Source organism: Herbaspirillum autotrophicum (assembly GCF_001189915.1).
In the GTDB taxonomy this organism is placed as follows: domain Bacteria; phylum Pseudomonadota; class Gammaproteobacteria; order Burkholderiales; family Burkholderiaceae_D; genus Herbaspirillum; species Herbaspirillum autotrophicum.
This window is the reverse complement of the sequence record NZ_LFLS01000013.1, coordinates 1-11,907: the sequence shown is the minus strand read 5'-3', so window position 1 is coordinate 11,907 and position 11,907 is coordinate 1. Positions and strand designations below refer to the sequence as shown.

Sequence of the window (11,907 nt, the reverse complement as noted above, 5' to 3'; positions counted from 1 at the left end):
AGAGAAAAAAATGAAAAATCCAGTCGATATTATTTGGATGTTTCTTCTCGTATTGCGGAGATGCTTGTCGCCCTGTCGCCCGACGCGACACTGAACCGGATCAACGTGCCTGCGCCGCCGGGACATTGCCGCTGAACTGTATCAACAGCACCCCTGCGATCAACAGCAGCGCGCCCAGCACCCGGCCGTAACTGAGTTGTTTGCTTGCCAGCCCCAGCAAACCGAAGTGATCCAATACCAGCGAGGTCAGCACCTGTCCGGCAATGGCGGCACCGATAAAGCCGCCGGCACCGAGCTTGGGCATCAGGATCAGCGTCAGCGAAATGAAAAACACGCCATAGACGCCGCCCGACCATAACCAGAACGGTGCCTTGCCGGCGAATTCAAACGTGGGCAACGGCACCCGCAACAGCAGCATGGCCGGCAGCAGCGCCGCGATGCTGACCAGCAACGACACCAGTGTGGCCCACAGCGGATGGCCGAGGCCGCGCCCCAGGCTGGCATTGACGCCACCCTGCAACGGGACCACGACGCCGGCGCTGACGGCGAGCAACAGCATGGCAAGAGATTGAATCAGCGGCATCATGTATCCTTCTTTAACGGCGGTGTTGCCACTGTATGGCGTTCCTCCGATCTTGTGAAATTCCCTTTTGCTATCTCCGTCATGCATGAAATGAATATACTGCGTCGCATTGACCTGAATTTGCTGGTGATACTGGATGCCTTGCTGGCCGAGCGGCATGTGACGCGCGCCGCCGAGCGCCTGCATCTGAGCCAGCCGGCGGTCAGCCATGCGCTGGCGCGCTTGCGTGAATTGCTCAACGATCCCTTGCTGGAGCGGGTCGGCAGCACCTTGGTGCCGACCGCGCGGGCGCAGGAACTGGCGCAGCCGCTGGCCGAGGTGTTAACGCAGGTGCAAGCCTTGCTGGCGCCCGAGACGTTTGATGCGGCGACCGCCAGCCGCAGTTTCCGGTTGGCCATGTCGGATTACGGTGCGGCGCTGCTGCTGCCGGGGCTGGTGCATGATTTGCGCAGTACCGCGCCCGGGATCGATCTGGTCGTGACGCAAGCCAGTCGCGAAACCATGCTGGAGCAACTGCTGGCCGGTGACATCGATCTGGCGCTGGGCGTATTCCCCTTAGTGCCGCCCGGATTGCGCTCGGTTACCTTGTTCGAGGAACATTTTGCCTGTCTGCTGGATCGCGCCGCATTGCCGGCCGGCGCGGCCTTGACGCTGCCTGCCTATCTGGCGCGTCCGCACGTGGTGGTGGAGATGCGCGGCGGGGGCGCAGCGGAAATCGGCCAGGCGCTGACGGCGATGCATGCACACCGGCGCGTCGCGGTATCGTTGCCGCACTGGAATGTGGCGCCGCAACTGATCGCCGGCACCGATCTGATTCTGACGGTCGCCGCGCGCGGCTTGCGCCAGATCGCCCATCCGCAACTGGCGGTGCTGCCGGTACCGTTCGCGCTGCCGGCATTTTCGTTCGTGATGGTCTGGCATCAGCGACGCGATGAAGAGCAGGGCTTGCAGTGGTTGCGCGAACGCATCGTCGTCAACAGCGGCGCCGATTAAATCGCGCTCCTTACTGCAACTGATGCGTCGCCGGCGTGATATCGATTTCCGTGCGCAGCGGCTTACCGCGTGACAGATTGCCGGCTTGCTGCTCAAGCTTGAAGATGCTGACCACCTGCATCAATTGATCGGCCTGATCCTGCAATGACTGCGCGGCAGCGGCCGACTGTTCGACCAGCGCCGCATTTTGCTGCGTGCCTTCATCGATCAGCGTGATGGCGCGGCCGACTTCGTCGATGCCGGCGCTTTGTTCCTGACTGGCGCCGCTGATGGCGCTGACGATGTCGGTCACCCGGCGCACGCTGGCGACGACTTCATCCATGGTGACCCCGGCCTGCTGTACCAGCTTGCTGCCGTTGCCGACTTTCTCCACCGAGTCATCAATCAGGGTCTTGATTTCCTTGGCGGCGGCAGCACTGCGCTGGGCCAGGCTGCGCACTTCGCTGGCGACTACCGCAAAACCGCGTCCCTGTTCGCCGGCACGCGCCGCTTCGACGGCGGCATTGAGCGCCAGAATATTGGTCTGGAACGCTATGCCGTCGATGACGCCGATGATGTCGACGATCTTTTTCGAGGACGCATTGATGGCTCCCATGGTATCGACCACCTGGCCGACCACGTTGCCGCCCTGGCGTGCGACATCCGAGGCCGATACCGCCAGTTGATTGGCTTGCCGTGCATTGTCGGCGTTTTGGCGCACGGTGGACGTCAGTTGTTCCATCGCGGAAGCGGTTTCTTCCAGTGAACCGGCTTGCTGTTCGGTGCGTGACGACAAGTCCATATTGCCGCGCGCGATTTCACCGGATGCGCTGGCAATGGTGCCGGTGCCATTGCGGACCTGGGTCACGATGTGATGCAGATTGTCATTCATGGTTTTCAGCGCCCCCATCAACTGACCGGTTTCATCGCCCGAGCGGATCACGACTTGCGTGCTGAGGTCGCCGTCGGCCACGCGTTTGGCAACATCGACCGCTTCATTGAGCGGGCGCGTGATGCTGCGCGAGACCAGCCAGCCGACGGCGACCGATAGCAGCAAGGTAATGCCGGCCAGAATATTGATGACGATACGGGCCTGGCCTGATTCAGTGCTGGCGGCATTGCCGGCAGCATCCATCAGGCCGCCCTGATAATCGAACATGGCATCGAGGGCGATGAAGTATTTCACTTGCAAGGGCATGAAGCTGTCTTGCAGATAGGCTTTGGCTTCATCGATCCGGCCTTCCTGCGCCAGCTTCAGCAGCGCGTCACGTGCCGGCACATAGTTGTCGCGCGCTTGCATGGCGGCCTGCACGTAACGTTTGTCATCCTCTGTTTTGGCAATCACCGCCACCTGGCTCAGGCCGGCATTCATCTTCTTGTCGGACGCCAGCGTATCGGCAACCAGTTGCCTGATTTTCGCGGTATCGCTGCTGAGCATGATGTCACGCAGATTCAAGGCAATCTTGTTGACTTCAATTTGCACCGCATTGGCCAGCACGGTTTTGGGGTAACGGTCTTTGGTGATCAGATTGATGCTGTTGCTGAGTTGCCCCAGTTGTGTATTGCTCAGGACCGTGATGGCGATCAGCAGGGCGATCACGATGCCGAAACCGAGCGTCAGGCGCTGGCCTATTTTCATGTTGACGATATGCATGGCGGTACCTCTGTGCGATGACGGAAGGCAGCAAGCGCTGCCGGGCAAATCAGACGATGACCCAAGACTTGTACCGGCGGCGTTGTGACGTTCCGGCATTGTTCCGATACCGGGGAAATGCGATGGCATTGCCCCGGACTGATACCACCGCAGTTCAGCGCGCGGCTTCGGCCAGTGCCAGCGCCAGCGCGTTGTGGCGTTCCAGTACTTGACCCAGTTCAATGGTGGTGCATTGACCGTCGCGCACTACCACGCGGCCATTGATGATGCTGCAGGCGACATTGGGCGGGGTGCAGAACACCAGTGCCGCAACCGGATCATGCAGGGCGCCGGCGAAACCGGTCTGGCGCAGGTCGAACATCACGATGTCGGCCGACATGCCGGGTTTGATGGCGCCGATATCATCGCGATTCAAGACCCTGGCACCGCCGAGCGTGGCGATTTCCAGCGCCTGCCGCGCGGTCATGGCGTCCGGTCCGAAGCCGACCCGCTGCAACAGCATGGCTTGCCGCACTTCACCCATCATGTGGCCGGAATCGTTGGAGGCACAGCCATCGACACCAAGGCCGACCGCCACGCCGGCATCAATCATCTTGCGTACCGGTGCGATGCCGGATGCCAGCCGCATGTTGGAACAGGGACAGTGCGCGATGCCGGTGCCGGTGCGCGCAAACAGATGGATCCCGGGTTCGTCCAGTTGCACGCAGTGCGCATGCCAGACATCGTGGCCGACCCAGCCGCAATCTTCGGCATATTCGGCCGGCGTCATATTGAATTTTTCGCGGCTGTAGGCAATGTCGCTGACGTTTTCTGCCAGATGGGTATGCAGTGAAACGCCGAAGTTGCGCGCCATCGTCGCCGATTCGCGCATCAAATCGCGCGACACTGAAAACGGTGAGCAGGGCGCGACCACGATGCGCTGCATGGCATGGCGGCTGGCGTCGTGGTACGTCTCGATCAGGCGCTGGGTGTCGCGCAAGATATCGGCTTCCTGTTCCACCACGCGATCCGGCGGCAAGCCGCCTTTGGATTGGCCGACACTCATCGAACCGCGCGCGGCATGAAAGCGCATGCCGATCTGCTGTGCCGCTTCCAGGCTGTCGTCGAGACGGCAACCGTTGGGGTAAATATACAAATGATCGCTGCTGGTAGTGCAGCCGGACAACATCAGTTCCGTCATTGCCGTTTGCGTCGAGACCCGGATCATTTCCGGCGTCAGGTTGGCCCAGATCGGATACAGATTGGTGAGCCAGTTGAACAGTTCACCATTCTGCGCCGCCGGCACTGCGCGCGTCAGGCTTTGGTACATGTGATGATGGGTATTGATCAATCCCGGCAGCACCACGTGATGACGGGCGTCGATCACCTCATCGGCAGTCTGCGGCAAGCTGGCGCCGGGGCCGACCTGTTCGATCACGTTGTCACGGATGAAGACCGCGCCACCGGCGATTTCTTCGCGCTGCGCATTCATGGTGACCAGCACCGTTGCGTTCTTGATTAAAAGAGTTTTGGACATGGTATGCCTGTTCAATGACACTATTTGGACGGCGACCGTGATTCGACAGTGCCGCGACATTCCCGGTGGTGGACCGGTTGCCAGTTACCGTTTTTGTATCGCCAAAAAACGGTAACCCAAAAAGGGTGATCGCAAACCATGCCCGCAGACGGGGCATGGCCAGACAGGACGATTAACCTTGGTGTTGCAGGGTGCTGCTGTGCTCAGGCTTTTGCTTTGAAACTGCGCAGGAAATCCAGCAAGATCTGGCCCGATACTTCGGCATCGTCAGCAGTCATGGTTTCCAGCGGATTGTGACTGATACCGCCGTTGCCGCAACGCGTGAACAGCATGGCCACGTCCGTCATGCGGGCAATCGCCATGGCATCATGGCCGGCGCCCGAGGCCAGCTGGAACGGACGCACGCCGGCACGTTCGGTGGCAGCCGACAATTGCTGCATCAGCCACGGCGCGCACGGGGCGGCCGCCGCGGAGACTGTTTGTTCCACTTTGCATTCGATATTGCGGCGCGCGCAGATGGCGGCGATCTGCTGCAATACATCGCTGGCGGCGGCATCGCGCACGCTGTCGACGGCGGCGCGGATATCGAGCGACAACATGCAGCGCCCGGGAATCACGTTGGTTGAGCCGTTCGGCACCTGCAACTGGCCGACGGTGCCGACCAGCGAGGCTTGCTGATCTTGTGCGCAGCGCTGTTCCACATACAACACGATTTCAGCCGCCGCCGCCGCCGCATCCTTGCGCATGGCCATCGGCGTGGTGCCGGCATGGCTGGCGACGCCGCGCAGTTCGACCAGATAGCGCGAGCTGCCGGCAATCGAAGTGACGATGCCGACCGGCAAATCGTGTTGCAGCAATACCGGCCCTTGTTCGATATGCACTTCGACATAGCCGAGCACGTCGGCCGGGTCGCGTGCAATCTGCGGAATGGTACTGACGTCATGGCCGGCTTGCGTGATCACTTCGCGCATGCTGATGCCGTCGCGGTCGGTGATGTCGAGCAGGGCCATGTCGAACTGACCGGTGACGGCGTTGCTGCCGAGGAAGGTGCTTTTGAAACGCACGCCTTCTTCTTCCGAAAAACCGATGATTTCAAAATGAAACGGCAAGGTTTCGCCGCGTTCATGCAAATGCCTGACGATGGCGATGGGCAGCAGGATGCCTTCGCGGCCATCGTATTTGCCGCCATTGCGTACCGTGTCGTAGTGGGAACCGGTGATCAGCGTCTTGGCGGCCGGGTCGGTGCTCAGGTAACGGCCGACCACATTGCCGACGGCATCAATGTGCACATGCATGCCGGCTTCGCGCATCCAGTGCGCCAGTTGGTCGGCAGTGCGACGGTGGGTCAGCGTCATGTAGGTGCAGGTAAGCGCATCTTCATCTTCGCTCCAGCCGCCGATTTCTTCGGCCCAGGCCATCACGGTATTGCCGATGGCCGGTACATGGCCGAGCAGATCATTGAGTCGCATCTCGGCAATGCGACCGATCTGGCGCAATGCTTCATGCAATTCGTCGACCGGCTGGTTGCGCAGGCGGCGACTGAAGGTGGCGATGATGGCTTGGCGTGTCAGGCCCTTGCCGGTCGGTCCCTTGACGGCGACGATGAACGGGAAGCCGAATTTGGCGTTGTAGTCGCTGTTGAGCTTTTGCAGCGTGGCGAATTCTTCCGGTGTGCACAGATGGAGACCGGCCTTGGCTTGTTCGCCGGTCGACTCGGCCGTCAATTCACCGGCAATCGCTGCTTTGCCCGCCAGCTCGGGGTGGGCGCGGATCAGGCCCAGCTGTTCTTCGCGGCTGGCTCCGGCGACCACTTCGTGCAAGGCTTGCTTGAGGGCAGTGATGTTGCGCAGCGGACGCTGGGCTGCCGCCCGTTCCGGAATCCATGGCGAATGTTCATAGATGCCGTGCAGGGTAGCGACGAAGGTGGCGATGTCGCAGTGATTGAGTTGTTCCAGAGTCGTCATGTGTTTCATGTACGTTATGTGCAGACTGGCAGGTTCCGCCTGGCCAATCCTGGTCTTGAATGCTGAAGCGGGCGGAACCCGCTGTACTTGAAGCTGATTGCCTGCGTTCAATGATCCGAGCTTTGTGCCGCTGCCATCGCATAGGCATCGACATCACGCACATCGCCACGGCCATTGAAGAACAGATTGAGTATGACGGCCATGGTAGATGCAAGCAATATGCCACTATGGAAAATGGTCGAGAGGAAGCCTGGCATTTTTTCGAAAAAGGTCGGGGCGACAATCGGGATCATGCCGACGCCGATACTGACGGCGACGATGAACAGATTATTGCGGTTGTGTTGAAAATCCACCTTGGCCAGAATCTTGATGCCGGTTGCAGCGACCATGCCGAACATCACGATACCGGCACCGCCGAGCACGAATTGAGGGATGGAGGCGGCCACGTGCGCCATTTTGGGGAATAATCCGAAGCCGATCAGAATCACGCCGGCGGCGATGCAGACATACCGGCTGCGGATGCCGGTGACCCCGACCAGACCGACGTTTTGCGAAAACGAAGTGTAAGGGAAGGTGTTGAATATGCCGCCGATCACGGTCCCCAGGCCATCGACCCGGAGTCCGCTGGCGAGCGCCTTGTCATCCACCTTCTTGCCGACGATTTCACCCAGCGCCATGAACATGCCGGTCGATTCGATCATGGTCACGATCATTACCAGGCACATGCTGATGATGGAACCGGCATCGAATTGCGGCCAGCCGTAATGAAACGGTTTGATCATGGCGAACCAGTCGGCATTGCCGAGACCGTCGAAGCTGATCTTGCCGAGCGTCAGCGCAATGATGAAGCCGACCACCATGCCCATCAGGACCGAAATGTTGGCGATGAAGCCTTTCATGTATTTGGTGATCAGCAGGATCGATATCAACACGATGGCAGCGATGCCCAGGCTCAGCGGCGAACCGTAATCGGGATTGGGAATCTTGACGAACACGCCGTCGACCAGTTTGCCGATGATGGGTTGGCCACCGGCGGCCCAGTTGATGCCGACTCCCATCAGCGAGACGCCGATGACGGTAATCACGGTGCCGGTGACGACCGGCGGAAAGTAGCGCATGAGCCGGCTCATATAGGGCGACGCCAGAATACAGAATATCCCGGACACGATCACCGCCCCATAGATGTGCAAGATGCTGAGGCCGGGGTTGTTGGCCATCGCCACCATCGGTCCCACCGCAGCAAAGGTGACGCCCATCATGACTGGCATGCGGATGCCGAATTTCCAGATGCCGAGACTCTGGATGATGGTGACCAGACCGCAGCAGAACAGATCGGCGCTGATCAGGTAAGCGATTTCGGATTTCGGCAAATTCAAGGCACCGCCGATGATCAGCGGCACGGCGATGGCGCCGGCATACATCACCAGTACGTGCTGCATGCCGAGGGCGGCGAGTTTGACTACGGGTAATCTTTCATCCACCGGATGGCTGGTGTTGGTTTCCATGGCTGTCTCCTGGGTTTTTATAGTTGACCCCGCAAAACTGTGCCAGCGTTGTTATGCCTTCTCGCCGTACGCAGCATACTGTCTCTGGCCGTGGTGCCTGACCGCAACAGTTTTGCATAAGTCTTGTTTTACCTTGCTTCGGGATCGCTCCTGAATGCAGGTTGGTGAGCCGATACTAAAGTAAATCGGACTGCCCAATATATAAGCCGGCGAATAGTGGATTTCGATGTTCAGATATATGCCTGAGGTGTACCCGGAGAAGTAAATGCTTAATTTGAAAGGGTTTTGGCCGCAGCGCTGACTTGTGCCCGCAACCATTTATGCTCGGTGGCCTGATGCACGCGCTCATGCCATAACTGGTAAAAACGCAAGGGTGGAAACTTGATCGGCACGGTATAGCTTTTGAGTGCCAGCGTCTTCTCGTAAAAGCTGGCGAATTGCTGGCCGGCCGTCAGCACCAGGTCGGTTTGCGCCACCATATAAGGCAGCATGCGGAAATGTGCCGATTCGACCACGACATTGCGATGCAGATTCTGTTTTTCCAGGAAGGAATCGATGGTGCCGTGATAACCCGGCAAGATTTGCGACGGCGCCGCATGCGGCAGGCTCAGGTAATCTTCGATGCTCATGTCGTCGCGGCCGGTGCGGCGGGCATAGGCGCAGTCGGAGCGCATCAGGCAGACAATCGGGTCATCGAACAGTTTGGACAGGTGCAAATGCGCCGGCGGTTCATCCCAGTTGGCGATCACCAGATCGAGTTCGCCATCCGACAGCAAGCGCACATAATCGGTTTCCGGTCCCAGCGCATGAATCACGATGTGGCTTTTCGGCGACTCGCGCCGCAGGCGGCCGATCATTTCCGTGAAAAACGGCGTATTCATGTAGTCCGGCGCGGCAATATGGAAGGTGCGGGCTTCTTCCTGCGGCACGAAGGCGGTTTTGGGAACAAACAACCGTTCGGTTTCATCCAGAATGCGCTTGGCCGGTTTGAGCAGGCTCTCGCCGTGCTGGGTCGGCACCATGCCGCGCGCGCCGCGCACCAGCAGCGGATCGCCGGTCAGTTCGCGCAATTTGCGCAATGAAGCCGAAATCGACGGCTGCGGCTGGTTCAGTTTAAGTGCCACGCGGGACACGTTTTTTTCACATAACAGCAAGTAAAGAATGCGTATCAGATGAATATCGAGATGGTCTGGCAGCCTGGACATCAGTTGTCTCCGGATAGGTAGTGGCATGGCAGGCTTCGTTATTAGTATAGGTAGCGAAGCCTCGCACATTCCGGATGCATTGTTGTATATCGGTTTGGATATGTCAAATATAAGCCAAATGCAATGTTTTGCGAGGGCTGGACGGTTATCGTTTCGTCATCCGGCAATAAAGCAAAAGATGCCGGGTGAGATCACAGGAGGAAATGGTTTCCGGTACGGCGGCAGTTGCTGCGGCAGACCGGAATCATGTATGGATATTACGGTCGCAGCGGCATGTCCGGGCGGCAGGACCAGAAGCAGCGCCTGACGCTGGCGCAAGTCTTGCTAATGGCAGATACGACCAATTCGGGATCTGAAACGCATCCGGAAATGCGTTCCGGGCCCTGCTCATTTGCAGAGCGCGCAGTGGCGGATGAGAATCAAACGTGGGGAAGACATGGAAGCATTATTCGTATCATATGGCGTCGAGTGGCTCAATCTGCTGGTGCGCTGGTTGCATCTGATTACCGGCATTGCGTGGATCGGCGCCTCGTTTTATTTCGTCTGGCTCGACAATTCGATCCGGCCGCCGAAGCCGGGCAGCGACCTGGCCAAGAAGGGCGTTTCCGGAGAATTGTGGGCGGTGCACGGCGGCGGTTTTTATAATCCGCAAAAATATCTGGTCGCGCCGCAAGAGCTGCCGGAAGAATTGCACTGGTTCAAATGGGAAGCCTACGCCACCTGGCTCAGCGGCTTCGCCATGCTGTTCATCGTCTATTACTTCAACGCCTCGGCCATGATGATCGACAAGTCGGTGGCTGATTTGTCGTCGTGGCAGGCCATCGGCACCGGCCTCGGCACATTGGTGGTGGGCTGGACGGTCTATGATGTGCTGTGCCGTTCGCCGCTGGGCAAGCGCGACGGTTTGCTCGGCATCATCATGTTCCTGTTCATCGTCGGCGCGGCTTATGTGCTGACCCATCTGTTGAGCGGTCGTGCTGCTTACATTCACGTCGGCGCCATGATCGGTACCATCATGGTCGGCAACGTACTGATGGTGATCATTCCGGGACAACGCAAGCTGGTGGAAGCGATGAAGGTCGGCAAGTCGCCGGATCCGATCTACGGCAAGCGCGGCAAGCAACGCAGCGTGCACAACAACTACTTCACGCTGCCGGTGCTGTTCATCATGATCAGCAACCACTACGCGATGACTTACACCCATGCCTACAGCTGGCTGGTGCTGGCCGCGATCATGGCTGCCGGTGTGTTGATCCGTCACTTCTTCAATCTGCGGCATGCCGGCAAGGTGTCGATCGGTTATCCGATTGCCGGCGTGGCACTGTTGCTGGCAGTAGCGATTGCGATTGCACCACGGCCGGCACCGAAGCCGGCAGTGGCTGCTGCTTCTGCAACTCCGGCAGTGACAGATACGGCAGCAGGTGCTGCGCCGGCCGCAGCAGTGGCAGCCGGACCGAGTGAATTCGAACGGGTGCAAACCGTGATTACCCAACGCTGTGTCAGTTGCCATGCAGCGCAGCCGACACAGCCGGGCTTTGCCACGGCGCCGAGCGGCATGATGTTGCAGACGCCGGATCTGATTCGCCAGCACGCCGCCAAGGTCTATCAGCGCGCAGTTCAGACCAAGGATATGCCGTTGGGCAACATGACCCACATGACCGATGAAGAACGGGCCCTGATCGGCGCCTGGTTCGAAGGCGGTGCCAAGTAAGCAGCACTCCTGCAGGTGCCCGGCCGGAGGCGAAGTCAGGACTGGCTTCGCCGGCCAAACTACACATGGCTTGCGCCCGTGCATGCAGCAAGTGCACCGGGATTCACGTCCTCCGCGGATGACATTTCCGCGCCCATCAGAACACAAGGATCAGCAATGAGCACCATCACTATCGACGGTTTCAATTTGAACGCCCAGCAAGTCTTGAGCGTGGCGCGCGCGCCGCATCACAAAGTGGCGCTGGCAGAATCGTCGCGCGCGGCATTGAAGCAAAGCCGCGACTATATCGAATCGACCTGGATGCACGACGAAGCACCGATGATGTACAGCTTCAACACCGGCGTCGGCTTGCTCAAGGACACCCGCATCAAGGTCGAACATATCGCACTGTTCCAGACCCAGATGATCAAGGCCCACAGCGCCGGTATCGGGGAACCGTTTTCGGAAGAAGTCAGCCGCGCCACCATGCTGTTGCGCGCCAATGCCTTCGCCAGCAATTACTCGGCGCCACGGGTGGAAGTGGTGGACCGTTTGCTGGCGTTCCTGAACGCCGGGATTCATCCGATCATGCCGCAAAAGGGATCGGTCGGCGCTTCCGGCGATCTGGCGCCGCTGGCGTATCTGGCGGCGGCGATTGCCGGTTTCGATGAAGCCGAAGTGATGTATCAGGGCCAGCGCATGTCGGCGCCGCAGGCGATCCTCAAGGCCGGTGTCGGTGAAGTGAAATTCGATCTCAAGGCCAAGGATGCCTCGGCCCTGATCAATGGTTGTACTGCTTCGCTGGCAGTCGCGGTATT

At 59.4% G+C, this 11,907-nt stretch carries 9 protein-coding genes; 3 read left to right on the top strand and 6 right to left on the bottom strand.

Features of this window, described 5'->3' with window-relative positions:
• Nucleotides 1–100: 100 nt before the first annotated feature.
• Nucleotides 101–586: a DMT family transporter gene (locus AKL27_RS11750; protein ID WP_198155952.1), complete on the bottom strand. Its 486-nt coding sequence runs from the start codon at nt 584–586 to the stop codon at nt 101–103.
• An 87-nt stretch (nt 587–673) separates the two neighbouring features.
• Here AKL27_RS11750 and AKL27_RS11745 point away from each other — a divergent pair, with 87 nt between their 5' ends.
• On the top strand, nt 674–1,576 hold the full coding sequence (locus tag AKL27_RS11745) for a LysR family transcriptional regulator (protein WP_050463121.1): 903 nt from the start codon (nt 674–676) through the stop codon (nt 1,574–1,576).
• Nucleotides 1,577–1,586: 10 nt separating this feature from the next.
• On the opposite strand, the gene AKL27_RS11740 is transcribed toward AKL27_RS11745, so the two are convergent.
• The 5 genes from AKL27_RS11740 to AKL27_RS11720 form a co-directional block, all read right to left on the bottom strand.
• Entirely contained in the window at nt 1,587–3,209 is a 1,623-nt protein-coding gene (locus AKL27_RS11740) for a methyl-accepting chemotaxis protein (RefSeq protein WP_083439006.1), read from the bottom strand.
• A 154-nt stretch (nt 3,210–3,363) separates the two neighbouring features.
• Complete coding sequence (locus AKL27_RS11735) at nt 3,364–4,725, bottom strand: 8-oxoguanine deaminase (protein ID WP_050463016.1); 1,362 nt, start codon at nt 4,723–4,725, stop codon at nt 3,364–3,366.
• Between the two features lie 203 nt (nt 4,726–4,928).
• Nucleotides 4,929–6,689: an allantoate amidohydrolase gene (locus AKL27_RS11730; protein ID WP_050463015.1), complete on the bottom strand. Its 1,761-nt coding sequence runs from the start codon at nt 6,687–6,689 to the stop codon at nt 4,929–4,931.
• 107 nt (nt 6,690–6,796) lie between these two features.
• Nucleotides 6,797–8,194 (bottom strand): nucleobase:cation symporter-2 family protein, encoded by a 1,398-nt coding sequence (locus AKL27_RS11725; RefSeq protein WP_050463014.1) that lies wholly within the window; start codon nt 8,192–8,194, stop codon nt 6,797–6,799.
• A 269-nt stretch (nt 8,195–8,463) separates the two neighbouring features.
• The gene (locus AKL27_RS11720) at nt 8,464–9,399 is read right to left on the bottom strand and encodes a LysR substrate-binding domain-containing protein (RefSeq protein ID WP_050463013.1); all 936 of its coding nucleotides are present in this window, start codon (nt 9,397–9,399) and stop codon (nt 8,464–8,466) included.
• Between the two features lie 436 nt (nt 9,400–9,835).
• Here AKL27_RS11720 and AKL27_RS11715 point away from each other — a divergent pair, with 436 nt between their 5' ends.
• A complete protein-coding gene (locus AKL27_RS11715; RefSeq protein WP_050463012.1) occupies nt 9,836–11,110 on the top strand; it encodes a urate hydroxylase PuuD in 1,275 nt (424 codons plus the stop codon).
• Nucleotides 11,111–11,266: 156 nt separating this feature from the next.
• Nucleotides 11,267–11,907, top strand: a 641-nt coding sequence (locus AKL27_RS11710) for an aromatic amino acid lyase (RefSeq protein ID WP_198155951.1), incomplete at its 3' end; no start/stop codon positions are given.

Coding starts and splice junctions, on each gene's coding strand:
- AKL27_RS11750 (WP_198155952.1), bottom strand. CDS start 586: ATGATGCCGCTGATTCAATCTCTTGCCATGCTGTTGCTCGCCGTCAGC.
- AKL27_RS11745 (WP_050463121.1), top strand. CDS start 674: ATGAATATACTGCGTCGCATTGACCTGAATTTGCTGGTGATACTGGAT.
- AKL27_RS11740 (WP_083439006.1), bottom strand. CDS start 3,209: ATGCATATCGTCAACATGAAAATAGGCCAGCGCCTGACGCTCGGTTTC.
- AKL27_RS11735 (WP_050463016.1), bottom strand. CDS start 4,725: ATGTCCAAAACTCTTTTAATCAAGAACGCAACGGTGCTGGTCACCATG.
- AKL27_RS11730 (WP_050463015.1), bottom strand. CDS start 6,689: ATGACGACTCTGGAACAACTCAATCACTGCGACATCGCCACCTTCGTC.
- AKL27_RS11725 (WP_050463014.1), bottom strand. CDS start 8,194: ATGGAAACCAACACCAGCCATCCGGTGGATGAAAGATTACCCGTAGTC.
- AKL27_RS11720 (WP_050463013.1), bottom strand. CDS start 9,399: ATGTCCAGGCTGCCAGACCATCTCGATATTCATCTGATACGCATTCTT.
- AKL27_RS11715 (WP_050463012.1), top strand. CDS start 9,836: ATGGAAGCATTATTCGTATCATATGGCGTCGAGTGGCTCAATCTGCTG.